The sequence below is a fragment of the Amycolatopsis sp. NPDC114505 genome (genome assembly GCF_055633615.1).
This window is the reverse complement of sequence record NZ_JBVKDV010000003.1, coordinates 1,570,265-1,595,659: the sequence shown is the minus strand read 5'-3', so window position 1 is coordinate 1,595,659 and position 25,395 is coordinate 1,570,265. Positions and strand designations below refer to the sequence as shown.

20 protein-coding genes are annotated in these 25,395 nt (G+C 73.3%); 9 read left to right on the top strand and 11 right to left on the bottom strand.

All coding sequences use genetic code 11. The features are described 5' to 3' along the window. Nucleotides 1–4: 4 nt before the first annotated feature. Nucleotides 5–538: a TetR/AcrR family transcriptional regulator C-terminal domain-containing protein gene (locus ACZ7OU_RS36565; protein ID WP_470258744.1), complete on the bottom strand. Its 534-nt coding sequence runs from the start codon at nt 536–538 to the stop codon at nt 5–7. 91 nt (nt 539–629) lie between these two features. On the opposite strand from ACZ7OU_RS36565, the gene ACZ7OU_RS36560 reads away from it, so the two are divergent. After that, nucleotides 630–1,751: an FAD-dependent oxidoreductase gene (locus ACZ7OU_RS36560; protein WP_470258743.1), complete on the top strand. Its 1,122-nt coding sequence runs from the start codon at nt 630–632 to the stop codon at nt 1,749–1,751. Continuing rightward, the gene (locus ACZ7OU_RS36555) at nt 1,748–2,569 is read left to right on the top strand and encodes an alpha/beta fold hydrolase (protein WP_470258742.1); all 822 of its coding nucleotides are present in this window, start codon (nt 1,748–1,750) and stop codon (nt 2,567–2,569) included. The genes ACZ7OU_RS36560 and ACZ7OU_RS36555 overlap by 4 nt, the downstream gene beginning before the upstream one ends. Here ACZ7OU_RS36555 and ACZ7OU_RS36550 read toward each other — a convergent pair. From ACZ7OU_RS36550 to ACZ7OU_RS36530, 5 genes are all read right to left on the bottom strand, one after another. Then, nucleotides 2,566–4,134 carry a hypothetical protein gene (locus tag ACZ7OU_RS36550; RefSeq protein ID WP_470242897.1) on the bottom strand — a complete coding sequence of 523 codons (1,569 nt, stop codon included), beginning with the start codon at nt 4,132–4,134 and terminating at the stop codon, nt 2,566–2,568. The genes ACZ7OU_RS36555 and ACZ7OU_RS36550 overlap by 4 nt on opposite strands. A gap of 3 nt (nt 4,135–4,137) precedes the next feature. Continuing rightward, nucleotides 4,138–6,111: a hypothetical protein gene (locus tag ACZ7OU_RS36545; protein ID WP_470258741.1), complete on the bottom strand. Its 1,974-nt coding sequence runs from the start codon at nt 6,109–6,111 to the stop codon at nt 4,138–4,140. 87 nt (nt 6,112–6,198) lie between these two features. Continuing rightward, the gene (locus tag ACZ7OU_RS36540; protein ID WP_470242895.1) at nt 6,199–7,434 is read right to left on the bottom strand and encodes a fatty acid desaturase family protein; all 1,236 of its coding nucleotides are present in this window, start codon (nt 7,432–7,434) and stop codon (nt 6,199–6,201) included. A 43-nt stretch (nt 7,435–7,477) separates the two neighbouring features. Next, on the bottom strand, nt 7,478–8,575 hold the full coding sequence (locus ACZ7OU_RS36535) for a ferredoxin reductase (protein ID WP_470258740.1): 1,098 nt from the start codon (nt 8,573–8,575) through the stop codon (nt 7,478–7,480). Between the two features lie 65 nt (nt 8,576–8,640). Beyond that, on the bottom strand, nt 8,641–11,970 hold the full coding sequence (locus ACZ7OU_RS36530) for a glycosylhydrolase-like jelly roll fold domain-containing protein (RefSeq protein ID WP_470258739.1): 3,330 nt from the start codon (nt 11,968–11,970) through the stop codon (nt 8,641–8,643). 106 nt (nt 11,971–12,076) lie between these two features. Here ACZ7OU_RS36530 and ACZ7OU_RS36525 point away from each other — a divergent pair, with 106 nt between their 5' ends. Next, entirely contained in the window at nt 12,077–12,580 is a 504-nt protein-coding gene (locus tag ACZ7OU_RS36525) for a 2'-5' RNA ligase family protein (protein ID WP_470258738.1), read from the top strand. Here the strand turns inward: ACZ7OU_RS36525 and ACZ7OU_RS36520 are convergent. From ACZ7OU_RS36520 to ACZ7OU_RS36500, 5 genes are all read right to left on the bottom strand, one after another. Continuing rightward, complete coding sequence (locus ACZ7OU_RS36520; RefSeq protein ID WP_470258737.1) at nt 12,577–15,468, bottom strand: helix-turn-helix transcriptional regulator; 2,892 nt, start codon at nt 15,466–15,468, stop codon at nt 12,577–12,579. The genes ACZ7OU_RS36525 and ACZ7OU_RS36520 overlap by 4 nt on opposite strands. Nucleotides 15,469–15,533: 65 nt before the next feature. After that, nucleotides 15,534–15,710 carry a hypothetical protein gene (locus tag ACZ7OU_RS36515; RefSeq protein ID WP_470242890.1) on the bottom strand — a complete coding sequence of 59 codons (177 nt, stop codon included), beginning with the start codon at nt 15,708–15,710 and terminating at the stop codon, nt 15,534–15,536. Nucleotides 15,711–15,751: 41 nt separating this feature from the next. Beyond that, the gene (locus ACZ7OU_RS36510) at nt 15,752–15,934 is read right to left on the bottom strand and encodes a hypothetical protein (protein ID WP_470242889.1); all 183 of its coding nucleotides are present in this window, start codon (nt 15,932–15,934) and stop codon (nt 15,752–15,754) included. Between the two features lie 45 nt (nt 15,935–15,979). Beyond that, entirely contained in the window at nt 15,980–16,159 is a 180-nt protein-coding gene (locus ACZ7OU_RS36505; RefSeq protein WP_285479057.1) for a hypothetical protein, read from the bottom strand. 35 nt (nt 16,160–16,194) lie between these two features. Continuing rightward, nucleotides 16,195–19,050: a type 2 lanthipeptide synthetase LanM family protein gene (locus ACZ7OU_RS36500; protein ID WP_470258736.1), complete on the bottom strand. Its 2,856-nt coding sequence runs from the start codon at nt 19,048–19,050 to the stop codon at nt 16,195–16,197. A gap of 422 nt (nt 19,051–19,472) precedes the next feature. Between ACZ7OU_RS36500 and ACZ7OU_RS36495 the strand changes: the two genes are divergently transcribed. The 6 genes from ACZ7OU_RS36495 to ACZ7OU_RS36470 all read left to right on the top strand — a co-directional run bounded on the left by ACZ7OU_RS36495 (nt 19,473) and on the right by ACZ7OU_RS36470 (nt 25,387). Further along, nucleotides 19,473–19,958 carry a cobalamin B12-binding domain-containing protein gene (locus ACZ7OU_RS36495; protein WP_470258735.1) on the top strand — a complete coding sequence of 162 codons (486 nt, stop codon included), beginning with the start codon at nt 19,473–19,475 and terminating at the stop codon, nt 19,956–19,958. Continuing rightward, nucleotides 19,955–21,205 (top strand): methylaspartate mutase, encoded by a 1,251-nt coding sequence (locus tag ACZ7OU_RS36490; protein WP_470258734.1) that lies wholly within the window; start codon nt 19,955–19,957, stop codon nt 21,203–21,205. The genes ACZ7OU_RS36495 and ACZ7OU_RS36490 overlap by 4 nt, the downstream gene beginning before the upstream one ends. A 31-nt stretch (nt 21,206–21,236) precedes the next feature. Continuing rightward, entirely contained in the window at nt 21,237–22,220 is a 984-nt protein-coding gene (locus tag ACZ7OU_RS36485) for an asparagine synthetase A (RefSeq protein ID WP_470258733.1), read from the top strand. After that, on the top strand, nt 22,217–23,470 hold the full coding sequence (locus ACZ7OU_RS36480) for a glutamate synthase-related protein (RefSeq protein ID WP_470258732.1): 1,254 nt from the start codon (nt 22,217–22,219) through the stop codon (nt 23,468–23,470). Before ACZ7OU_RS36485 ends, ACZ7OU_RS36480 begins: the two co-directional genes overlap by 4 nt. 253 nt (nt 23,471–23,723) lie before the next feature. Further along, nucleotides 23,724–25,184 carry an MFS transporter gene (locus ACZ7OU_RS36475; RefSeq protein ID WP_470258731.1) on the top strand — a complete coding sequence of 487 codons (1,461 nt, stop codon included), beginning with the start codon at nt 23,724–23,726 and terminating at the stop codon, nt 25,182–25,184. Further along, nucleotides 25,181–25,387: an MbtH family protein gene (locus tag ACZ7OU_RS36470; RefSeq protein ID WP_470258730.1), complete on the top strand. Its 207-nt coding sequence runs from the start codon at nt 25,181–25,183 to the stop codon at nt 25,385–25,387. The genes ACZ7OU_RS36475 and ACZ7OU_RS36470 overlap by 4 nt, the downstream gene beginning before the upstream one ends. The last annotated feature ends 8 nt before the right edge of the window (nt 25,388–25,395 follow it).

The following is a 25,395-nucleotide window of genomic DNA, read 5'->3' as shown; positions in this document are numbered from 1 at the left end:
GGGGTCACGACGGCAGGGAACCCCGGATACCGGCCATGATCAGATCGAGCCCGCACTCGAACGCCCGGTCCCGCTCCTCCCGCGGCCACCCGGTCTTCCGTGCCTGCTCCTCGATCGTGAAACCGTTGGCGTAGGCCAGAACGGTGTCCACCGCGACCGTCGCCGTCCCGACCGGCACACCCGCGCCGGCCAACGCGCCGATCAGGTACGAGAACGCCGCGATCGCCTCGTCGCCCGGGTGGTGGAAGCCCGAGATCAGCCGGGCGCCGTCGCGGTGGGCCAGCATCACCTCGCGCAGGCCCGATGCCGCGCCGCGCAACGCCTCCTCCCAGGACCCTGCGGGCGGCGTGGCGCCGGAGCTCACCAGGTGCGCGACCATCGCGTCGAGCAGGGCCTGCTTGCTCGGGTAGTGCCGGTACAGGGCACTCGCGCGCACCCCGAGCCGGCTCGCCAGGAGCCGCATCGTGAGGGCGTCCAGGCCGGCCTCGTCGAGCAGCTCGATGGCCGCCTGCAGTACCTCGGTGCGTCGCTGCCCCACGAAAGTCCTCCAAAAATCCGGGCTTGACAGTACCGCCCCGGCTACGTGAACAATGTACACGTGAACGTTGTTCACCTGGAGATGGGGGATCATGATGACAAGAATTCTGGTGATCGGCGCCGGGCTGGGCGGGCTGACCCTCGCGCACGCCCTGGTCCGCGCGGGCCTCGACGTCCGCGTGTTCGAGGCCGACGACGGGACCGGCGAACGCACCCAGGGCTACCGGATCGCCCTGGCGCCGCCGGCGATGGACGCCCTGCGCGCGAGCTTGCCGCCGCGGCTCTACGCGCTCGCCGAGGCCGCCAGCGGCAGCCTGACCGGGCCGGGACTGCTCTTCGACGAGCAGCTCACCTTGCTCAGCAGCGACCTGCCCGGCCCGGAGACGTCGAGAGCGTTCGACCGGCAAGTACTGCGGCAGGTCCTGCTCGGCGAGTTGGGCGACCGCGTCACCTTCAAAAAACGGCTGAAGAGCTTTACCGACGCCGACACCGTCACCGCCTTCTTCGCCGACGGGACCAGCGCCACGGGTGACGTCCTGGTCGGCGCCGACGGCGGCAGCTCCGCGGTGCGGCGCCGGCTGGTGCCCGAGGTCGGGCTCGTCGACGCCGACCTCTGCGGGGCGATGGGACGCACGCCCATCACCGAGCGCTTCCGCCGGCTCGTCCCGGGCCGCGGCACGATGGTCAAGGGACCCGAGATCACGTTGATGCTGGGCCGGATGGAGTTCGACCGCGAGCCCTCCGCGGCGGCCGCCGAACTCGCTCCCGGGCTGCCCATGCCGCACCGGGAAAGCTACGTGCGGTGGGTCCTGCTCGTCCCGCCGGCCACCCCGCCGTCCGGGGAGGACGCCCGCGAACTGGTGCTGGAGCTGATCGACGGCTGGCACCCCGACCTCCTCGACCTGATCAAGAGCGCCGACCTGAGCAGCGTCGGCCGCTCGAAGGTCTTCGACCGGCCGATGCCGCCCTGGCCGGTGAGCCGCGTGACGCTGCTGGGCGACGCCGCGCACCAGACGCTGGCCAGCGGCGGCAACGGCGCCATGACCGCGATGCAGGACGCCGTGCAGCTGAGCGCGTTGCTGGCCGAGGGAGGGGACCTTCACAAAGCTCTTCGGGACTACCAGCACGACCTGCTGGCCCGCGGGAACGCGGCGGTGGAGGCCGGCAAGCAGGCCCTGCGCAGGTTCGTCCCGGTCGCGGGGGAGGCGCGATGAGCGACGAAGTCGTTTCGGCCGACGGCACCACGATCGGCTACCGCACCCTCGGCGACGGCCCCGCGGTGATCCTCCTCCACGGCGGAATGCTGGCGTCGCAGGACTTCTCGAAGCTGGCCGACGCGCTGGCGGGGGAGTTCACCGTCCACATACCCGACCGGCGCGGCCGCGGGCTGAGCGGTCCGCACGGCGCCGGCTCCCGCGTCGAGCGGGAGGTCGAAGACCTGCGAGCGCTCATCACCGCGACCGGCGCGTCGCGAGTCTTCGGCCTGAGTTCGGGTGCACTGGTCGCCCTGCGCACGGCCTTGGTCACGCCGGGCCTGGACCGGATCGCGCTGTACGAGCCGCCGCTGTCGATCGACGGGTCGGTGCCGACGGACTGGCTGGCGCGCTTCGACCGCGAGATCGCCGCCGGGAAGACGTCGGCCGCACTGGTCACGGGCATGAAGGGGCTGGCCACCGAACCGTCGCTGTTCAGCCGGGTTCCCCGCTTCGCCCTGGTGCCCGCCCTGTCCGTCGGCGCGCGGCTGCAGGGCAGCGGGTCACCGATCGCCGCGCTCATCCCGACGCTGCACTACGACATCGAGCTGATCGACGAGGTGGCCGACACGGTCATGGACTACGCGAAGCTCGAGACACGGGTGTTGCTCCTCGGCGGCACCAAGAGCGCGGACTACCTGGGCCGCGCCCTGCGGAAACTCGCCGAGGTACTCCCGCACGCGCAAAGCCGTACGTTGCCGGGACTCGGCCATTCGGGGCCGGAGAACGACGGCGCGCCGCTCGTCGTGGCGCGGGAGCTAAGCGCGTTCTTCGGCTAGGAATAGGTCCAGTGGCCCAGCCAGGATTCGCGCCAGGCCACGGTCAGCTCGCTCACCCCGTCCACACCGGACTGGTCCACGTGGGCCTTCCACGCCTCCTCCAGCGCCGCGCACAGCTTGGACGCGGGCAGCTCGGCGCCGCCCGAGGAGAACTGGCGCAGGACCGACTTCGGCACCGCCAGCTTCGCCTTGCCCCGCACCACGGACTGCTCGGTCGCGCGGCAGATGAGGTACTCGACGGTGGCGAGGTCGCCCGCCGAGCCCGTGGTGCCCGGGGACACCGAGGGCGCCACCTGGGCCAGCGCGCGGTAGAGGCAGTCCAGCGGGGCGGCCAGCCCCCGGTGCTGGCGGGCGATCTCCCACGACACCCACACCGCCATGCAGTCGGGCATCTGGTACGGGCGGTTGACGAAGGCGGGACCGGTGAACGTCTGGTAGTCGCCGGTCGGGTCCTTGGCGGCCGGCCCCGGGCCGTCGGGGTCCGGCGGCAGGCCGAGGCGCTTGAACAGCTCGCGCAGCAGCTTCTGCGGCCGAGCCGGCGTCGTGGACTCGCCGAGCAGCTTGCCGAGGATGCGGTTCAGCCGGTCCGCGGCCACGCCGTGGATCGCCAGCTGCAGGTGGACGAACGCGACGTCCGACAGCGTCGTCGCCGCGCAGCCGACCACCCCCACCTGGGGGTAGCGCTGCAGGAAGGAGGCGATCGCGTTCGTCGAGCCGACCCGCGCCGGCCCGACGAACGTGACCGGCAGGACCGCGCCGATCCGCTGGCGGGACCGCAGGTCACCCCGGTACAGCGGGGAGAACTCGCCGTCGGCGTGGTAGACCTCGAACCAGTTGCCCTGCCGGTGCCCCGGCCGCGTGTCGGCGAGCCAGAAGCTGTAGCCGTGCTTCTCGCACAGCTCCCGGAACCGGTCGGCCAGCTCGAACCGCGCGGCCGCGGACGCGTCCCGCAGCGCGATCGCGAACCGGATCGCCAGCGACGCGCACGGCGACGCGACCTCCTTGCGGGTGCGGAGGTCGTGGTTGCGGGTCTTGACGACCGTCGGCAGCTGGGCCGGGCACTGCAGCGACAGCAGCGGCGCGTCGATGAGCGAGGACGCGGCGTCGGAGATCTCCCGCACCAGGTCGCGGATGGCCAGGCCGTGCCACTCGCACACCTCGCGCGCCGCCGGGTCGATCGCGATCAGGCCCTCGAACCGCTGGGCGGACTCGTAGATGAACGTCGGGTTGGGGGACGTCGTCTGGCGGAACACCCAGCCGCCCGCGTTCTGCTGCGGGCGTTCGGCCGGCTGCTGGCCGTCGACGCGCTCGACCACCTCGGTGCCGTCCAGCGGCTTGCGGGTGCGGGTGCCGATCACGACGCCGGCGCCGTTCGTGGCCGAGCACAGCGTCTCCAGGAAGACCGTGCTCTCGGAGTCCGCGGAGACGAGCTCGCGCAGATAGCCGTGGCGGGCCATCGCGTGGTGCACCTCGAAGTCCACTTTGGTCACCGGCTGCCGGGCGATCTCGAAGCCGGCCCGGGCCAGGTCGGCCACGTTCCGCACGGAGATCCGCTGGCCTCGCATCCGTCACCACCCCCCGGACGAGTCGAACCGGACGTCGGCTTCCAGTGGTTTGCGGCGGTCCCAGGCGCCGGAGCCCGCCCACCGCGGCGCCCCGATGCGCGAGAGCGGGATCGCCGACTCGCGCCACGACGCCTGGCCGAACAGCACGAGCGCGGCCAGCACCGGTAACCCCACCGCGACGGTGAGGGTGGCCTGCACGACGATCCCGCCGCTCTGGGTCGCGACGGCCGCGGCGAACGCGGCGACGGCCGCGATGCTGAGCTGGACCAGCGCCTGCGGCAGCGTGCCGAGGTACCCGAGCACGGTGCGGCGCGGCGGCAGCGACAGCCGGCTGTAGAGGAAACCGGGTAGCAGCAGCAACATGGTGATCACGGACTGGCCGTCGCCGATGTGGCCGAGCGCCTCGGTCGCGGCCCGGCCGTACGGCCACGGACTGCCCACCAGCAGCCAGCCGAGCACGAACGAGACCGTCGCGACGGCCAGCGCGTAGAACGTCACGTTGAGCGGGCCGGACTTGGTGGAGTCCTTGAGCACGAGGGTCGCGCGCACCCGGACGTGGTCGCCGCGCGGGTCGCGGCCGCCGGAGCGGCGCCAGTACGCCCGCGCCTCGTTGTCGGTGATGCCGTTGACCAGCACGAGGTCCTGCCCGAACTCCCGCTCGGTCAGCTCGCGCGCGGCCTCGCGGAGGTTGGCCGAGGTGAACTCCGGGTGCCGTCGCAGCGAGTTGTCCAGCTCGTTCGTGTCGGTCCGGACCGCTTCGCCGGTCGTGGCCGCGGCGGCGAGCCGGTGGCAGGCCGGCAGGCTGCGCGGGGACAGCTCCACCCCGGACTGCCCGGCCTCCCACTTGCGGCGGCGCACCAGGTCGGCCAGCCGACGCAGCACGGTCTGGGCCTGCAGCTCCAGGATCTTGTGCCGGGCGCCGTCGGCTTCCTGCAGCGGGGCGGCGTCCTGGCGTTCGGCCAGCGAGAGCAGGTCCTCGGCCAGGCCGTCCACCTGGTGCTGGTCGGCGTCGGTGGAGAGGTACATCCGGGAGATCTCGGCCTCCGGCGCGGTCCCGGCCACCAGGTGGTAGGACTTCAGCGTCGCCGGGATCATGGTCTCGTAGCTGACGACGTAGCCGCGGCGGCTGGAGGCCAGCCGCCGCCACTGCTCCTTCGCGACGGGCTGCCGGGCATCGACGTGCAGCGGGGTTTCGTAGCTGAGCCGGTGTTCCTCGACCGAGTCGTCCAGCGCCACCACCAGCATGTAGTCGCGGACGGCGACGTTCAGCAGGTAGGCGTACTCGACCAGCAGGTCCGCACAGCCTTCGAGGATGTCCAGCGCCAGTTCCCGGCACTGCCGCCCGTAGCCGGGAACCGTGCCGCCGGTCGGGGCGAGCGCGAACTCCTCCTCCGGGTGGTTCCGCTCGGTGAGCAGCGTCAGCAGCGCCTGCTGGATGAGCCAGCGCGGTTCGTGCACCTGGAACAGGAAGGTGTTCAGCTCGTGCTTGGCGGTCTGGGCGTTCTCGTCGCCGGCGAGGATCCCGCGCAGCAACCGGTAGAGCCCGGCGGCGACCAGCCGCGACGCCTCGTGCTGGGTGAGCCGCGGCAGTTTCTGGCCCGCGCTGTCGAAGACGTCGATGGGGGAGACGTCGCGGCGCGGCAGCCGGGCCAGCGGCACCCACAGGGACCGTTGCCGCGCCGGGCGCGAGGCCGCGCGCTCGCCGTGTTCCTGCCCGATGAGGTCCTGCAGCTGCGCGGTCGCCTGGCGCTGGCCTTCGTCGAGGAGCTTGAGGCTGACGTCGACCTCGGTGCTGCGCCGCGCGGTCCCGTGTTCGACGACGGTCAGCCGCTCGGTCAGCCGGCGCACGTGGTTGAGCCGCAGCGAGGTGTCCAGCAGCGCCAGCCCGACGGCCGCACCCTGCCGCGACAGCCGCGGCGGGGCGCCGGGAATGGGGATCGTCTCGATGGCGTGCCGGAGACTCTCGATGCCGTCCACACCACTGAGAGTAGGAGGTCCCGCGAGTTGATACGAGCAGAATGAAGCGATTGCCCGAATGGTCGAACCTCCGCGGCGGTCCGGACCTCAGGCGGCGCGCCGCAGCTCGTCGCCCGGGTACGGGCCCGGCTTCGGACGGACCTTGCCGCCGGGGAAGGCCAGCCGCAGGATCGTGCGGTGCACCGTGCCGAGCTGCTTCGACAGCGGGCCCGTGTTGTACGGCAGGCCGTAGCGGCGGCAGATGTCGCGGACCCGCGGGGCGATCTCCGAGTAGCGGCTGCTGGGCATGTCCGGGAACAGGTGGTGCTCGACCTGGTAACCGAGGTTGCCGCTCAGCAGGTGGAACAGCGGGGAGCCGGTGATGTTCGCCGCGCCGACGAGCTGGCGGACGTACCAGCCGCCGCGGGTTTCGTCGCGGACCTCGTCCTGGCCGAACGTGTAGGTCTGGTCGGGGAAGTGGCCGCAGAAGATGATCGAGTGCGCCCACAGGTTGCGGATGATGTTCGCGGTGAAGTCGGCCCAGAACGTCGCGGCGAACGTGGCACCGCCTTCCCGGCGGGCCGCGGCGAGCCGGTCCCGCACCGCACCCTTCCCGCGCCGGGTCCGCGAGCGGGGCGCGGGACGCACGAGCCGGCCCACGGCGGTCGCGGCGAGCGCGCTCACCAGCGGCCAGCCGACGTAGTCCTTGAGGATCTGGTCGCGGGCCTTGCCCGAGATGCCCTTGAGGTCGTGCCAGACGTCCTTCATCGGCTTCTCGCCGGCGCGGATGGCTTCGACGTCGAGGTCGTGGACCGCGACGCCCCATTCGAAGAACGCCATCAGCAGCAGGTTGTACAGCGGCTGCGCCAGGTACGCCGGGTGCCACTTCTGGTGCGGGTCGATGCGCATGATCTCGTAGCCGAGATCCTTGTCCTTGCCGCGGATGTTCGTGTACGTGTGGTGGATGTAGTTGTGCGAGTGCTTCCACGCCGCCGCGGTCGACGCCGTGTCCCAGTCCCATGTGGACGAATGGATGTACGGGTCGTTCATCCAGTCCCACTGGCCGTGCAGGACGTTGTGCCCGATCTCCATGTTCTCCAGGATCTTCGCGACCGCCAGGCAGCCGGTGCCCGCCGTCCAGGCCACCTTGGACCGCGAGCCGAGCAGCAGCGCCCGGCCGGCCACCGCGATCTGCCGGTGCAGCCGGATGACGCCCTTGATGTAGCGGCGGTCGCGTTCGCCCAGGTCGGCGCGCACCTCGTCGTGGATGGCGTCGAACTCGCGGGCGAGGTCGTCGAGCTGGTCCGCGCTCAGGTGGGCGAACGGGTGCGTGGGGGCGGTCATGGGTTCCTTTCGCGTTCGGAGTTCGATGCCTGGAGTTCGATGCCTAGAGCTCGACCGTGACCCGGCCTTCGGCGCCGTGCACGCAGGTGCGCACGATCTCGTTGCGCTTCTCGCTGACGGCGTTCGTGCGCAGGTCGCGGAGCCGGCCTTCCCGGATCGGCAGCACGCACGTGTGGCACACCCCGACCCGGCAGCCGAAGGGCATGTCGACGCCCGCGTTCTCGCCCGCGACGAGGATCGGGGTGCCGGGCGGGCAGTCCGCGTCGAGGTTGCGGTGCGCGAACCGCACGGTGCCGCCCGCTCCTTCGGCGTCTTCGCCGCCGACGATCGGCTGGAACCGTTCGTGGTGCAGCCGGCCGGTGTCGCCGTCGCGCTTCCAGTGCGCCCGCAGCGCGTCCAGGAGCTCGCCGGGTCCGCAGGCGTAGGTCTCCCGCTCACGCCAGTCCGGGCACAGGGTGTCCAGGTCGGCGGGGGTGAACCGGCCGTCCTCGCCCGTGATGCGCAGTTCGAGGCGGAAACCCTCGTGCTGCTTTTCGAGCGCGGCCAGCTCGTCGCCGAACGTCACCCCGTCCGCCTCCCGCGCCGAGTGCACGTGGACGACGTCGCGCAGGCCGGGGCCCGGAGCCAGGTGCCGCAGCATGCTCATCACCGGCGTGATGCCGCTGCCGGCGGTGACGAACAGCAGGCCGCGGTCGAGCCGGTCCGGCAGGGTGAACGATCCTTCGACCTCGCCGAGCCGCACGACCTCCCCCGGGCGGACCTGCTCGACCAGGAACGGCGAGACGACCCCGCCGTCGACCCGCTTGGGGGTGACCGAGATCAGCCCGTCATCGCGGTCCGGGCTCGACGTCAGCGAGTACGCGCGCCAGTGGTGGACGCCGTCGATGACCACGCCCAGCCGCACGTACTGCCCGGGCCGGTGCCCGACCCAGTCGAAGCCCGGCCGGATCAGCACGGTGGCCGCGCCACCCCGTTCGGGCTCGACGCGTTCGACGCGCCCGCGCAGCTCCCGGGTCGACCACAGGGGGTTGATCAGCTCGAGGTAGTCGTCCGGGCGCAGGGGAGTGAAGAGCCAGCGCACCGCGCGCAGTGCCCGGCGCCGCAGCGGCGACGCCGGGGGACGCATTCCCACTTCAGCCATGCCAGTTGAGTGTACAGACGTGCACTCAACTCGCAGCCCGAGTCGCTCTTCGGGCTATGAAACGTTTAAGTCAGCGGGACGTTCACGAGCCGGTACGGCCGCAGGGTCACCGGCCCGAGCAGGCCGGAAGCGAGCACCTGGCCGCGTGCGTTGGCGCCGGTGTTCGTGACGCGCACCCGGACGCGGTTGCGGCCGGGACGCAGGGCGGCGGTCACGTCGAGCCGGTAGGGCGCCCACAGCCGCGACCCGGTGGCTGTGCCGTTGACCTCCACCTCGGCCACCTCGTGGACCTCGCCGAGATCGAGCGTCCACCGCCGGCCCGGGGCGGCGGGCACGTCGAACTCCGTTTCGTACCAGGCGGATCCGGAGTAGGCGGCCTCCACCTCGGTCCACGAACCGAGCGGGCGGGTGGACGTCGGTGCGCCCGCGCGGTCGAAGTGGAACGTCCAGTCACCGTCGAGGGGAACCGGCGCCAGGGAGTCGGAGACGGTCGTCGAGCCGCGGAGGCCTGCTGTCGCGGTGACGGTGATCCGCCCTGGTCCGGTGGCCCGCACGATCGCGCTACGCCCGTCGATGCGCTCCACCGGCGCCGAGGCGGAGACGGCGTGCAAGGGCTCCCGCGCGTTCCGGAAGACCACCAGCAGCGCGGCTTTAGGCTCCAGCCGCAGCGACACCGCGGTGGTGGCCCCGGTCTTCCGCCAGACGCCCGCCGGGGTCGCCGTGCCGGTGTCGGGGTCCCACACCTCGGGGACGCCGGTCGCCGGGAACGTCGCGGTCAGGTCGACGGCGTCGGCGCGTTCGCTCACCACGACGAACGCCTGTTCGCCCCGGTTTTCCAGGCGCAGCAAACGGATGTCGGTGTGCGGCGGGTCGAGCGCGGCCGCCGCACCGCCGGCCGTGACCGCCGCGGCCGCCGCCGTACCCGGGTCGGCCGCACGCACCACCGAGCGCGTCGCGAACAGCGCGGCCAAGGCGGTGCGCAGGCCCGCGTCGTCACCGCTGGCTTCGCGGGACGGTGGCGCGCCGGTGACGACCACGGCGCCGCCACCGCGGGCGAACCGGGTCAGCGTCCGCACCGCGCCGAGCGACAGGACCGGCGTCGCCGGCACCACGACGATCCGGTACGCCTGCTGCCCGACGAGCAGCTTCGGCCCGTCCGGCCGGGCGTGGGCCAGCAGCGCGGGGTCGGCGTCGAGCGCACCCTCGTCGAGGAAGTCGAAGTCCACCTGGACGTCTTCGAGCGCGTGCGCGGCGGTCAGGAACGCCGTGTCGAGCTCGGCCATCGCCGGGGTGTCCTGAGTGGACTCCGCGGCCCGTTGCGGCTGCAGCAGCGCGGTCCGGGCGACGGCCGGTGCGCGGCAGGCTTCCATGAGCCTGCCGATCCAGTCGTTGAGCGGCGCGGACACCGGCCACCACGGGTTGGCGGGCTGGAACGGCGGCGGGTAGACGATCTGGTTCTCGTCGCTGAACCGCGCGTGCAGCAGCGTGTGGTTGACCCCGCGCACGGCGAACGCGCCGACGACCTCGCGGACGAACGACGGCGTCACCGGCCACCCGGTACCGCCCATGGCCTCGAGGTAGACCCGTTCGAGGCCCAGCTGGTGCGCGGTGCTGGCCGGGAAGCGCGACAGCGTGCGGTGGTAGCCGCGCTGGTAGTGGTCGAAGATCAGGTCGGTGCCGGGCACCTGCGCCCACTGGTTGTTCGCGTTGAGGTTGCCCGAGCTCTGGAGTTGTTCGCCCGGTCCGTATTCGTCCCACAGCGGGTTGGAGATCAGCTTGACGCCGTGGTCGGCCATCCACTTGCCCTGGGTGCGGTAGTAGGCGGCGGCGAACCGGTTGCTCACCGCGCGCCAGAACAGCCCGCGCAGGCGAAGCCCGTCCGTGCCGAGGTCGTCGTGCACCGCGGTCAACGCGATCCCGGCGGACGTCCCGAGCCGGCTCAGCTCGGCGTCCAGGGTGGGGGACCAGGGGACGGTGTCGAAGGGGCCGTGCGCCGAGGCGAGGTAGGGCTCGTCGTCGGCGAAGCCGCGCAGGACCGTCTTCGCCGCCCACGGGAACCGGCGCAGGTACTCGCCCGGCACGGCGTCGAGGAACAGCCGCACCGCTTCGTCGTCGAGGAGGTCGAGGTAGGCGCGGCCGGAGCCGGTGGGCGTGCTCAGCGGGCGGACGGTGAACAGGTCCAGCTGCCACCGCCCGGCCGGCGGCGTCCACGTCCCGCCCGCGCGGGCCTGCGGCGTGAGGTCCACGAGGGAACGCGGATCGGCCGACCCTGCCGGCCGGGCGGTCGCGGCGACCAGCGGCAGGCCGCCGGCGGGCAGGTCGAAGGCGTCGATCGCGGCGGCAGTGTCGAAGGTTTCGTCGTACAGCACGGTTCCGGCGGGGTCGCGGACGGTCAGCCGGTCCCAGGAGGACCGCTGGCTCGCCACCGCGCGCACGCCGACGCGGCCGGCGGCGAAGGCGATGTCCGCCGGGGCTTGAGCCGTGCCGTCGAGCGTCACGGTCAGGTTCGTGCCCCGTGCCTTGACGAGCAGTACGTGGTCGGCGCCCGGGTCGAAGCCGGGGACGGGGGTGCCGCTCCGGACGAGGGCGAAGGAGCCACCGGTCTGCTGCCAGACGTCGACGGCGCCGTCGGCCCGCAGGTCGGCGAGGACGCCGTCGCCTTCGCTCGCGCTGCGCACCATCAGGCCGGCGGTCGCGCTCTCGACCCGGACCTTCGCTTCGACGTCGTAGTCCTGCCATTGAGCGCCCTGTTTCAGCAGCGTGACACCGTCGCGGGCGGCGGCGTCGACGAGCAGCCGGCCGTCCGAAACGGACAGTCCGCGGCTCACCAGCGGCACCGGAGCGCCGCCGGTGACGGTCAGGACCTGGTGCCCGACGCCCTTGAGCCGCAGATCCGGCCGCGGCGGGTAGACGCGGCCCCCGACGGTCCCGCCATCGACGACGAACCCGCCGGCGCGGCCGCTCGGGAAGTAGTCGTCGTTGAACAGCCAGAGGTGCATGCCGTGGCGCTGGGCTTCGCGGAGGGCGAATTCGATGACGGCGAACCAGTCTTCGCTGAAGAAGGCGGGCTTCAAGGCCGAGGTTTCGAAGGGGAAGAGAAGGACTTCGTACACGCCTTGGCCCCGCAGGTCGGCCAGCCCGGCGGCGACGAGGTCCGGCGTGACCGTGCCGTTCCAGAACCACAGCACGGTGGGCCGCGAGTCGGGCCTCGGATCTGCGAAGCGGCCGGCCTGGAAGCCGGCTCCTTCGATGGCTTCGGCTGCGTCGGCAGCGTCGGCTTCGGGGACCCGGATGGCCAGTCCGGTCGCGACGGTCGTCGTCGCGGCGAGCGCGAGCAGCTGCCGCCGCGAGAGGCGGACGCCGGCCACGATCCGCACTTCGTCGTGCTCGGTCATGAGGTCCCCTCAGTGTGTTGAAACGATTCAACGAGGAGATAATTTACGTGACCCGGCTCACGTTCGTCAAGGACTGATCGGGGGTGCACACGGGTACGGTGCGACGGTGGACCCTCTGGTGGTGACCCTGGTGGTCGACGAGCGCGCCCAGACGGCGTGGAACTCCCGGCGGCGCCGGTGGTTCCCGCCGGAGCGCCTGCTCGTCGACGCGCACCTGACCCTGTTCCACGCGCTGCGGGGGGAGCGGGCGGCGACGGTGCTGGCCGACTGCGCCGAGATCGCCCGGGCCACGGCACCCTTCGAGCTGACGGTGACCGGTCCGAGGTCGCTCGGCCGCGGAGTCGCTCTCGACGTCAGGTCGCCGGAGCTGGCGCGGCTGCACGCGGACCTGCGGGCGCGGTGGGAGTCCTGCCTGACCCGGCAGGACGCGCAGCCGTTCAAGCCGCACGTGACGCTGCAGAACAAGGTGAGCGCCGAGGTGGCGGCGGAGACTCTGACGGCGGCGCGCGCCGACCCGGGTCCGGTGGTGGCGAAGGCGGCCGGGGTGCGGATGTGGTGGTACCGGGGCGGTCCCTGGGAACCCGTCGCCACCGAGCTTTTCGCCGGCTAGTGCGGCGTGTTCCGCGCGTACTCCGTCAGCTCGCCCCGGTTCTGCAGGTTCGACTTCGCCATCAAACTCGCCACGTGCTTCTCCACCGTGCGCGGCGAAATGTGCAGCCGGCGGGCGATGTCCTTGTTGCCCATGTTGTCCGCCAGCAGCTGCAGCACCTCGTACTCCCGCACCGTCACCCCCGCCGAGCGGAGGGTCGCCGGGAGGCGGTCCGAGCCCGTGCGGCGCTGGCCCACCGGGGCGCCGATCTTGCGCAGCAGACCGCGGCACGCGCTCGCCACCGCCGTCACCTCGGCCTGGTGGAAGTACTCCTCGGCCTCCTTGAGCCACGTCACCGGGTCGCCCCAGCCGTCGGCCGACGCGGACTCCGCCACCATGCGCAGACCCAGGTGCCTGCTCACCGGGAACGGGGCCGCCGCCTCGATCGCCGCCGCCACCGCCGCGTCGGCCTGCTCCGGGGAACCCGCGCGGCCGTGGCGGACCGCGTCGCCCAGGAGCACGAACTGGCGGTTCCAGCGCATCCCGCTCACCGCCGTCGGAGGGCGGGCCACCTCCGGCTCCGTCCCGTCGAGCGCCTCGACCAGCAGCCGCAGGCCGTGCTGGCCGGCCAGGTGGAAGCGGCTCGGCTGGCGCTCCTCCAGCGACAGCACCTGGGCCAGCTCGCGGCGGGCGCGCTCGGCGTCCTCCTCCAGCAGGGAACAGAACACCTGCGCCAGCCCGACGCTCAGCACGAGCTCCTGCGCCCCCGCGCCACCCTCCGCGCGGAAGTCCTCCAGCGCGCGCTCCATCCGCGGCCGGTCCGCCTGGTGGGCGGCCACCATCGCGCGTGTCATGTGCGTGTACTGCAGCAGCGCGACCAGGCCGAGCCGGCCGAGCACCGCCAGGTTCTCGTCGAGGATCGTGTCCGCCTGCGCGAACTCGCCGCGCATCGCCGCGTGCACCGCGCGGCTCGCGTCGACCGCGCAGGTGAGCGTGATCGCGCCGGTGCGCTGGGCCTCCGCGCGGGCCAGGTCGAACGTGCGGACGTCGCCCTCGGCCAGCATCCGGTGCCCGCCGAGCCGGACCAGCACCTGGGTGCGCAGGTGCGTCAGCTGGTGGTGCTCGGCCAGCCGCCGCGCCAGCTGCAGGTAGCGCTCGGCCTCGGCCAGGTCCGTCTCCAGCGCGACCATCCCGAGGACCTGTAGCGCCTGGCACGACACGAACGGCACGCCCGCGCGCTCGGCGACCTCCCACGCCTGCTCGGCCAGCTTCCGGGCCCGCTCGGTGTGCGCCGGGCCCGGGATGTCGAGCCACAGCGTCGCTTCGACGGCGTCCAGGCCGGCCTTCTGCTCTTCGGTGATCTCGCCGCCGAGCGGGGCGCGGGCCTGCTCGATCTGGTTGAGGCACTCGTCGTGCCGCCCGCCGATGTAGGCCGCCCACGCCAGCTGGATGTGCAGGTCGACCGCCCGTTCCAGGCGGCCGATCTCGGCGAACCGGGCGGAGAACCCGGCGGCCCGGTCGAACTGCCCGGTCTGCCCGAGCGCGTGCAGCAGGGCCTCCAGCGCGTCGGCCCGGTCGTCGGGGCTCGCCGTGGCCAGCAGCTCGACGGCGCGGGTCAGCATGGTCACCGCCGAGTCGGCCGCGCCGCCGTCCAGCGCCCGGCGGCCGGCCTCGGCGAACAGCCGCCCGGCGCCGGGGTGGTCCATCGCCGTCAGCCGCAGCGCCGCGGCCAGCGCGCACAGTTCGCCGGGCAGGCCGGGGTGCAGGAGCTCGACGGCGTCGGCGGCCCGGCGCGCCAGGTTCGCCTTCGTCGACGGCACGAGCCGGGCCAGCAGGGCCTCGGCGGTGAGCGGGTGGCGGAAGGCGTACCAGCCGGGCGTGGTCTCGTCGGTGGTGACCAGGTGCGCGGCGACGCTCGCGCTGATGTGGTTGTGCAGCATGCGGTCGTCCATGTCGGTGACCGCCTGCACGACCGAAAGCGGGAACCGCCGGCCCAGCACGGCGGCCACCGAAAGCAGCGTCTCGCCGTCCGACCCGAGCGCGTCGACGCGGGCGGCGATGCTGCTGATCAGCGCCTCCGGCACGCGCGCCTGCAGCTCGCCGACGACCTGCCAGCCACCCGCGCCGCCGACGAGCAGGCCGTCGCCGAGCATGCCGTGCAGCAGCTCCTCGACGACGAACGGCACGCCTTCGCTGTTCTGCCACAACAGGTTCGCGACGGCGGAAGGCACCGCGGCCGGCTCGGTCTCCAGGCAGGCGGCCGCGAACTCGCGGGTGCGCTCGGCGTCGAGGCGGGCCAGTTCGAAGGTGTGGCTGGACGAGCGCTGCGCCGCCGCGGTCGCCAGCCGCAGCGCCTCACCCGGCTCGCCGCGCAGGGTGCCGATCAGCATGACCCGGCTCGACGCCAGGTTGTCGACCAGGTACTCGACGATGAACAGCGTTTCGGCGTCGGCGTTGTGCAGGTCCTCCAGCACGATCAGGCAGCCGCCTTCGCGGCCGGCCACCGACAGCAGCCGGAACACGGCTTCGGCCAGCACGAGCAGGTTCCCGTTGTCGTGCGGCCGGTCGCCGCGGTACCAGTCGGGCACGAGCCGGGCGAGCACCGGCACGAGCGGGTCGAGTTCGGGCGCGGCGGGCGGCAGGCCGCCGCGGAAGTGTGAGAGCAGGGCTTCGGCCAGCGGCCGGAACGGCACCATCGGGCCGATCGAGCTGGCTCGTCCGCGTAGCACGGGGAGCCCGGTCGCCAGTGCCCGCGAGGCGATGTCGGCGGCGAGCCGGGACTTCCCGATCCCGCCTTCGCCGACAAGGAAGAAGGCCCCACCGTGGTCGGTGCGGGCCTTCTCCAGAGCCTGGGACAGTGCGCCGAGCTCCCTGTCGCGTCCGATGAGACGCGTCGACCGGATGCCCATCGCGGTCACTATATCCGGAGTGGCCACATCCGGACGTAGGTCGAATTACCGACGCCGGAAACGTCTCACCATTCGGTGAAACCGCCCGTGACGACCGTGATGTCCATCGTGGTCAGGGAGTTCTGGCTGACCCTCGCCGCCTTGCCGGACAGTGCGTGGTTGCGGGCGCCGGTGCGGGCGGTCCGGGGGAGGGTCAAGTCGCCGATCGGGTTGTCCGTGCCGGCGAAGTCGTGCTCGGTCATGCGGGTGGCTCCACTCTCGGTAGTGCTGGGGACGGGAACGGCTACTGGGGGAACGCGATGCTGACGGTGAAGACCGGGGTGATGTCCAGGGTGTCGGCGCCGTTGTGGCTCAGCCGCGCGGTCCGGCCGGCGAGGGCCCGGTTGCGGGCGCCGGTCCGGGTCGGCACCGGGAGGGTGGGGTCGCCGACGGGGTTGTCCGTGCCGGTGAAGTCGTGCTCGCTCATGGCGTGTTCTCCGCTTTCGGTCGCAGGTCGAGGCAGGGACGGACGTCAGAGGGCGAAGGTGCCGTTGGTGACGACGGTGGGGCCACCGAGCGTCTCGAGGGTCATCCCGGAAAGCCGGGGCCGGGTGCCGGCCAGCGCCTGGTTGCGGGCGCCGCGGCGGTTCGCGCGCGGGAGCACCAGGGCGCCGACGGTGGCTTCGACGGTCTCGGCGGTGGTTTCGGGCATGGTTTGTTCTCTCCTCGGGTGGGGACGGGTACGGATCAGCGAGTGGCGGGTTGCAGGAGCAGGGCGGACGGGACGCGGGGGCCGAAGCCGAGGCGCAGCAGGCCGTAGCCGATGCCGGCCAGGCCGGTGAGCAGGCCCGGTGACGGGACGCCGTCGGGGGTGCCGCAGCGCGCGCCGTCCTGTTCGACGGCGGTGAGCAGCTGCCCGGTGCGGGTGGCGACCGCGGCGGTGGCGCCGAGGTGCCCGGTTTCGGCGAGGAAGCCGAGCACGTCGGTGATGCCGGTTTCGCCGTGGCAGAGGCTCAGGTCGCGCAGCGGGTCCTGGGCGGCGAGCCGCGCGACCTGCTCGTCGAGCCCGCCGAGCACCGCGGGCTGGCCGGCGTAGGCCAGCACCTGGCCGGCCAGGCCGGAGCACCACCCGTGCCCGGTGGCGGCCTCGGCCGGCGGCAGGGTCGCGGTCGCGCGCGGATAGCCGGCGAGGGCCCAGTCGACGCCGGCCGCGCCGTGCGCGAACCCCGGGTCGGCGAGGTCGGGATCGAGGGAGCGGATGGCGAGCTCGGCCGCGTAGGCGTCGGCCAGCAGCGCGGCTTCGCCGGACCCGGTCTGGGTGGCCACCGAGCGCAGCGCGACCAGGCCGCCGGCCAGTCCGGTGGTGTAGCGCGGCGACGTCTCGGGCGTCGGGGCCGGCATGACGGCGACCGTGCGGGCGGTCAGGTCGAGCAGGTCCGGCCGGTCGAGCAGCCGGGCGAGCCGGGCCGCGGCGTAGGCGACGCCGCCGAGCCCCAGCAGCCCGCCGGGGCCGGCCGCGGCGGCGAGCTCCGGGTCGGCTTCCAGCGCCGACACCAGCCACGGCAGGCCGGAAAGCGCCTTCCCGGCCAGGTCGCGGTAGCGGTCGATGCCGGTCAGCTCGGCCAGCTGCGCCAGGAACAGCGCCACGCCGGTGTAGCCCTCGCCGAGCCCGGCGCCCATCGGCAGCACGGTCCAGTACTTCTCGTCGACGAGCTCCAGCCCCACCCAGTTGACCCGGCCGCCGGCCGAGGACGCGCGGGCGATGATGGCGTCGGCGACGCCGCACGCGGCCGAGAGCAGGTGCGCGGGTTCGGGGCTCTTGCTCGGCAGGACGGTGTCGGTGACCCCGGTGCCTGCGTGGGTCTCGGCCACCGGCCGGGTCGCCAGCGCCGCGGAGATCAGCCATTCCTGGTCGCGGCGGTCGATCGTGGTCATCCCGGCGACCTTCGCGCGCACCGTCTCGAGCGGCGGTTCGCCGAGGAGCCCGGAGAGGCGGTTCCCCTCGGCGTCCCCGAGGTCCGCGGACCCGGGCCGGCCGGTGAACATCGGGACGTCGCCCGCCCACAGGTCGGTGAGCTCGGCGGCGACGAGCCCGCGGCGGACGTCGTCGGTGCTGTCGTCGTGCAGCAGCCCGAACGCGTCGTCGCGGGCGTCGGCTTCGGCGAGCAGCGACGGGTGCGTGGTCTCGTCGAGCAGCCGCGTGTAGAAGCTGGTCGGGCGGACCAGGACGCGGATCTCCGCGCCGGCGCAGCGGTCGAGCAGCTGCCCGAACTCGGCCGCGCCGGCGGCGATGGCGTCGTACCCGGCGCGGAATCCGGCGAGCAGCGCGGCCCCGTGCTCGGCCGGCTCGACGTCGATGCCGCCGAGGGTGGGCCGGTTGACGCCGGTGCCGACGCCGCCGGGCACCCGGGTCAGCCGCATCCGGTCGGTGCCGGCGTCGAGCCAGTCGACGCGCGTCAGCGCCGGGGCCGCCGCGCGGCCGCCGCCGAGGCCGGAGATGTCGACCGCGCCGTGCTCGCCGACGATCATCTGCGGCAGCAGCAGCGTCCGGTGCACCGACCGGGCCAGCAGCTCCGAAGCCGGATCCCGCTCGGCTGCGGTGTCGTCATCGGCCGGCAGCACCGGCTGGAACAGCGTCTCGATGTCGATCAGCACCGGCTGGTCACCGGCGGCGATGATGTTCTCGAAGTGCACGTCGGTCCCGTCGAGGGCGTGCAGCAGGGCGAGCAGCACGCCCTGGCGGCGGTAGAAGCGGTCGACCTCGGTGAGGTCGGCGCACGGCCGGTGCTCGACGAAGCGGAGCCAGCCGTAGCCGGGGCGCACGATCACGTCGACCGTGCGCAGCTCCAGGCCGGGCACCCGCGGGTTGAGCCAGTCCGCCAGGCCGGTGAACGCCGCGTGCAGGTCGAGCGGGCGGGGCTTGTAGATGACGCGAGCGCCGCCGGCGAACCGCAGCTCGCGGACCGAGCGGCCGCGCTGGTGGGCGTCCCCGGTGCCGCCGCTGATCTCGACCAGGAGGCCGGGGTCGGTGCCGGTGAACGCGGTGAGCGCGGCCTCGTCGGCGGCGAAGCGGCCGAGCAGCTCGGTGACCGACTCGATCGCGTGCAGCGCCGCCTGCGCGGCGAGCCGGGCGAGCACCGGGTAGCGGTGCAGCAGGTCGGTGAGGCCGGCCGGGGTGCCGGTCTGCCGGACGAAGTCGGCGAAGCGCTCTTCCGGCGTTTCCCCCGCGAGGACCTCGGCGCGGCGCGCCCGGCCCAGCTCCAGCACCAGCGTGCGGGCGGCGAGCCCGGCGAGCTGGTGACCGAGCTGCGCGGCGCAGCGCCCGGCGACCGCGGCGGCGTCGACGGCGGGCGAACCCGCTGCGGCACCGGCGATCGCGGCGCGGGCCGCGTCGGTGAGGGGGTGGAACACCGCGGCGAAGGCGGTGCGCCAGTGCGGGCCCGGTGCCGGGGCGGCGGGCCGGGCCGACGCGAGCGCCGTCTCGGCGAAGGCCGCCCACACGGGGAGGGGGCCGCCGGTACGGCGTTCCCGCGCGGTCAGCGCCGCGGCCCACCAGGTGGGCGGGAGCGTCGTGGTCGCCGGGTTCGGCTGCGGGGGAATCACGGGATCGAGCATGCCAGCGGGTGACGGGGGTTACATGGGGGTGCTACGCCCGCATTCCCGCGCGGCATGGGGGCGTCGTAGGGGTTCATGGGGGCACCGCCGGCGAAACGCCTGGTCGCCGGCCACGTACTTAGCCCGGACGGACGTGGCGGTTGGTCCATTCGGCGGGCGGGCTCGACCGGGGTTGACGAGGGCGCGCACCCCCTCGATCCCCCATGCGGGGCACCCCCGGCGCACCGGACTCCGCGGTCGCGCGCGCGGCCGCGTCGCCCGCGCGCGAGGCGGACCCGGGGCCGGGAGCGGCGCCGGAATGCGGGTCCGTCGCACCCATGTGCGCCGGCTCTCCGGCGATGACGATTCGTCGTGAGAAGTTCGCGGCTCGCCCCGCGGACGTTCCCCGAACGCACAGGGAGCGACGCACGATGACCACGTTCCAGATCGAGCAGACCCCCGACGGGCCCGGTGTGGCCGCGGGATCCCCGCTCAAGTTCGTCCTGTCCAGCGTCCAGTCCGACTCGCACATGTGGAACCTCGTCGCCCTCCAGCTGATCATGGAGGAGATGGGGCACGAGGTGGTCAACCTCGGGGCCTGCGTCCCGGTGGAGCGGCTGCTGGCCGCCTGCCGCGCCGAGCGCCCCGACTGCCTGGTGATCAGCACCATCAACGGCCACGGCCACGTCGACGGCGCCCGGGTGATCTCCGCCCTGCGCGCCGACGCCCGCCTGGCCGGCCTGCCCGCCGTCATCGGGGGCAAGCTCGGCGTCCAGGGTGACGCCAACGCCGAGCTGGAGACCGAGCTGCTGGCGCTGGGCTACGACGCGGTGTTCCACGTCGGCGCCGGCGACTCCGGCCAGGCGATCGAGTCGTTCCGCGAGTTCGTCGCCGCGAACGTCCGGACCTTGCGGTGACCGCTGCCCGGTCGGTGTTCAGCGGTTTCGTGGCCGAGCACCGGCGCCGCCGGACCCTGCTCGTCCAGCCGCGCATGGGGTTCTCGGACCCCGTCACCATGCGCCGCGGGCTGCGCGCGGTCGCCGAAGCCGGGGTGCCGGCCATCGGCACCGTGACCCTGGACAGCTACACCCGCACCGGGCAGCACGACCTCGCCGCCATGTCGATCGCCTCCGGCGTCCCGCTCAACGGCTACCCGCTGGTGGCGCTCGGCGCGGCCGTCACCGCCGAGCTGGTGGACGGCCTGTACGGCCCGCGCTTCCCGGTCCAGGTGCGGCACGGGTCGGCGCAGCCGGAGGACATCTTCGCCGCGATGCTCGAAGCCGGGCTCGACGCCTCCGAGGGCGGGCCGGTGTCGTACTGCCTGCCCTACAGCAGCGTGCCGCTGCGGACGGCGGCGAAGTCGTGGTCGCGCTCGGCGTCGCTGCTGGCGGAGCAGGCCGTCGAGTGCCACCTGGAGAGTTTCGGCGGGTGCATGCTCGGGCAGCTGTGCCCGCCCGGGTTGCTCGTCGCGCTGTCGGTGCTGGAGTGCCTGTTCTTCGTCGAACACGGCGTGCGCAGCGTGTCGGCCAGCTACGCGCAGCAGACCAGCCCGGAGCAGGACGCCGAAGCGCTGTGGGCCATGCGAAGGCTGTGCGCCGAGGAACTGTCCACTGTGGACCAGCACATCGTGCTCTACACCTACATGGGCCTGTTCCCGGAGTCCGCGGCCGGGGCGCGGGAGCTGGTCGCCGAGAGCGTCCGGCTGGCCGTGCGCACCGGCACCGAGCGGCTGATCGTCAAGACCACCGCGGAAGCGCACCGGATCCCGACCGTCGAAGAGAACGTCGAGGCCCTGCGGCTGGCGCACGCCACGGCGCTGGACGCTCCTGCGCCGGGACCGCCGCCGGCGGGGGAGACCGAGGTGTACGCGCAGGCGCGGCTGCTGGTCGACGAGGTGCGTTCGCTCGCCCCGACGCTGGCCGAGGCGCTGCCGGCGGCGTTCGAGCGCGGCCTGCTCGACGTCCCGTACTGCCTGCACCCCGACAACGGCAACGAAACCCGGTGCGTGCTCGACGACGAAGGCCGCCTCCAGTGGTGGCACACCGGCCGGATGCCGCTGCCGCCCGCGCTGGGCGGCCGCCGCGGCCACGACCGGGTCAGCGCGACCCGGCTGCTCGCGGACCTGTCCTACCACCGCCGAAGGCTCGACCCGGTCCTGTCCTGATCCGTCCCGACCAGCTGGGAGTGAGAACGCCATGGAGTACACCGATCCGCCGGACCCGCGCACGCACCTGACCTCGGAGACCACACGGCTCGTGCTGGGCCTCCAGCACAAGCTGCTCGCCGAGGCGCGCGCGTTCCTCGGCGCCCGCGGCTTCACCGAGCTGCTGCCGCCGGTGATCGGCCCGGTCACCGATCCGGGCGGCCGCGGCGCGAAGCAGGTGGACGTCGACTTCTACGGCCACCGCTACAAGCTGATGACCAGCGCGATCCTGTACAAGCAGGCGTCGCTGCTGGGCTTCCCGAAGATCTTCTACGTCGCGCCGAACGTGCGGCTCGAGCCCCTGGAGACGGCGAACACGAGCCGGCACCTGGCCGAGTTCCACCAGCTCGACGTCGAGGTCGCCGGCGCGTCCCGCGACGACGTGCTCGACCTGCTGCAGGACCTGGTGGCGCACGTGGTGCGCCGCGTGGTCGAGGACGCGGGCGACGTGCTGGAGGCGCTCGGGCGCGACTCGGGCGCGTTCACCGACCTGCTCGGCGGCGCGTTCGGCCGGCTGTCGCACGCGACCGCCGTCGAGACGCTGCGCGAGCTCGGCCACCCGCAGAGTGCGGACGCCGAGATCGACTGGGCGGGCGAGGCGATCCTGTCGGAGAAGCACGCGCGGCCGTTCTTCCTGGTCGACTACCCGAAGGGCTCGCGCGGGTTCTACGACCGGGAAAGCGTTTCCACGCCGGGCGTGCTGCGCAACTTCGACCTGATCGCGCCCGAGGGGTACGGCGAGCTGTGCTCCGGCAGCGAACGCGAGCACGACTACGGCCGGATCGTGACGCGGATGCGCGAGACGGGCGAGAACCCGGCGAAGTACGCGTGGTACCTCGACCTGGTCCGCTCCGGCATTCCCGCCAGCTCCGGGTTCGGGCTGGGCGTGCAGCGGTTCACGCGGTACGTGGCCGGCCTGGACGCGGTGTGGCAGGCGACGGCTTTCCCGAAGCTGCCGGGGGTGGTCTCGCCGTGACCGCGTTGCACGCCGGGGGTTTCCCCGCCGATGAGGTCCGGGCGCGGGCGCTGCAGGGTGCCGCGGCGGTGTTCCCTTCCGCTTCTTCCTATGGGACCGCGTTGTTCGGTGCTGCTGCTTCTTTGCCGGGTGACGCTCTGGAGTCGGCCCGGCTGGTGCCGCCGGTGTTCGTGCCGCGGCGGCTGGAGAAGCTGATCGAGCTGGGCCGCGAGCCGCTGTACGGCGACGTCTCGCTGTCGACGTCGATCGGCGGGTTCGAGTCGTCGCTGCCGCTGTACCTGTCGGCGTTCGGCTCGACGCAGGTCGCCGGGGCCGGGCTGGGCGCGGCGGCGTCGGCGCAGGCCGCGCGGCTCGGGATCCCGATGGTGATCGGCGAGAACGTCGTCCCGGTGCACGGCCACGGCCGCGGCGGTGGGGCGTCGGACGGGACGCTGCTGGAGCGGATGCGGGCGTACGCGGACGCGGCGCCGGACGGGCTCGGCGGGGTCGTCGTCCAGCAGAGCACCGAGGACGCGGACGCGGAGGTGTGGAACCTCGTGTACTCGGACCCGTCGGCGGCTTCGCTGCTGGAGTCCGGGCGGCTGGCGTTCGAGCTGAAGGTCGGGCAGGGCGCGAAGCCGGGTCTCGGCGGGATGACGCTGGTGTCGCCGTCTGACGCGGCTTCGCTGGCTTCTCAGTACGCGGTCGATCTGTCGCTGGGCTCGCGGGTGCTGCGCAGCAGTTCGCCGGGGACGTTCACCGACGAGATCCTCCGCCAGCAGATCCGCTTGATGCGCAACAACTTCCCGCGCGCCGGGGTGTGGGTGAAGCTCCCACCCGGCCGTGACGTGGCTGCCGCGGCATCGGTGGCGTGGGCGGCGGGAGCTTCGGCTGTGACGGTCGATGGCGCCGAGGGCGGCTCGGGCTGGGCGCCTACTTCTTTCGCTTCCGTGGGCCTGCCCTTGGCGGAGTGCCTTTCCCGGATCGGCGCACCCGAGGGGTGCTTGCTGGCCTCGGGCCGCATGTGGGAGGGGACGCGGGTGGCGAAGGCCCTGGCACTGGGCGCTCGAGCGGCGGGCCTGGGCCGGGCGGCACTGCTGGCGGTGGACACGGACCCGGTTTGCGGGTTGGTCCGCTTCGCGGAGGCGCTGGCGCTGGAGTTGAGGTTGTTGTTGAGCGCACTGGGCCAGTACCGCCCGGACGCCCTGACCCCGGCCGACGTCTGGTTCCCGGGAACGCCGGAGCAGGTCCGCGAGCAGGTGCTGTCATGAGCCCCCGGTCAGGTGGTCTGCCGCGGCCGGTCGTGAGTGAGAAACAGTGTTCTAACCCGGTTTCCCACTCACGACCTCAGGTGAGCACGGCCGGCGGTGTGTCATGACCGCGGTCGACGAGCCTCGCGCAGCGGCCGGGCCGGGTGGCGTGGCGGGTGGTGGCGGGGTTGGGCCGGGTGCTGCGGGCCAGGCTGCCATCGTCGCGGTCGAGCCGGGGGTCGTCGCGGCTGAGCCCGCTGGAGCGGGTGCGGTCATGGCGGCGGTCGACGAGTCTCGCGCGGCGGCCGGGCCGGGTGGCGCGGCGGAGGGTGGCGGGGTTGCGCCGGGTGCTGCGGGCCAGGCTGCCACCGTCGCGGCCGAGCCGGGTGTCGCCGCGGCCGAGTCGGGCGTCACCGTGGCCGGGCCGGGCGTTGCCGCGGTCGGGCCGGGTGTCGCCGTGGCCGGGCCGGGTGTCGCCGTGGCCGGGCCGGGTGTCGTCGCGGCCGAGTCGGGCGTTGCCGCGGCCGAGGCCGCCGGTAAGGCCCTTCCCGCCCCCTTCCTCGGCCTGGTCCTCGCCATGGGCCTGTCCTCCTTCGGCGACGCGGTCTGGCTGATCGCCCTCTCCATCACGCTCGTCGGCACCGCCGGACCCGCTCTCGCGGGTCTCGTCCTCGCCCTCGGCTCGCTCCCCAAGGTCCTCACCCTCCTCGTCGGCGGCGCCGTCGCCGACCGGACCGGGCCGCGACGCGTCCTCGTCACCACCGACCTCATCCGTGCCGGGGCCATGCTCGTCGGTGCCGCCGCCGTCCTCGTGGTCGGACCCGAAGTGCCCCTTCTCGCCGGGCTCATCGTCGTCATGGCCGTCGCGAGTGCCTTCTTCATCCCGGCCTCCGATGCCCTGCGCCCGAACCTGCTCCCTCCCGAACACCTCGTCCGCGGCAACGCCGTCTACCTCGCCGCCGTGCGGGGAGGGCAGGCCGCCGGTGGTGCTCTCGGGTCGTGGCTGGCCGGGCTCGGGGGGCTCGTCACCGTCGCCGTCGTCAACGGGGTCAGCTTCGGGATCTCCGCCTTCGCCGCCGGCAAGACCAAGACCCTGACCAGCAAAGAACCCCGCGAACGCGTCAAGATCAAGCAACTCGGCAAGGAAATCGCGGAAGGCGCACGCTACGTCGCCAGCAGGCCCGCCCTCCGGACCGCCATGATCGTCACCGGCCTCCTCGAGCTCAGCGGAGCCGGCCCGATCAACCTCGGCCTGGTCCTGCTCGGCGGCAACCGGGGCGCCGGCTGGCTGCTCACCGCCATGACGCTCGGCGCGTCCCTCGCCTTCGTCGTCTCGGTCAAGTGGCCGCCGCGGCAGAAGGCCGGGCGGCTCGCCACCGTGGGACTCGCCGCGCAGGTTGGCTGTCTCGCCCTGCTGGCCACCGGGAACCTCGCCGTCGGCATCGCCGCCTTCTTCACCCTCGGCCTGGTCGCCGGTCTCACCGCCCTCGTGCTCGTGAGCCTCGCCCAGCGGTGGTCGACGAAGGAGATGCGCGGCCGGGTCATGTCGATCCTCGCGCTGTTCACCCTCGCCGCCACCCCGGTCGGGAACCTGCTGATCGGCGTCATGACCGAGACGCTCGGCGTTCCGCTCACCATGTTCGCCCACGCCGCGGTCGCGCTCGTCGCGCTCGCCCTGCTCGTCGCCACCCCGGCACTCGGCCGGGCCGCCCTCACAGAGGAGAAGAAATCATGACCAACCCCTTCGAAGACGAGAACGCCCCCTTCCTGGTCCTGGTCAACGACGAGAACCAGCACTCGCTCTGGCCGTCCACTGTGGACGTCCCGGCCGGCTGGCGCACCGTGCACGGCGAGGACACCCGCGCCGCGTGCCTGGAGTACGTCGAGCAGAACTGGACCGACCTGCGCCCGGCGAGCCTCGTCGCCGTGATGCGCTGACCACCCAT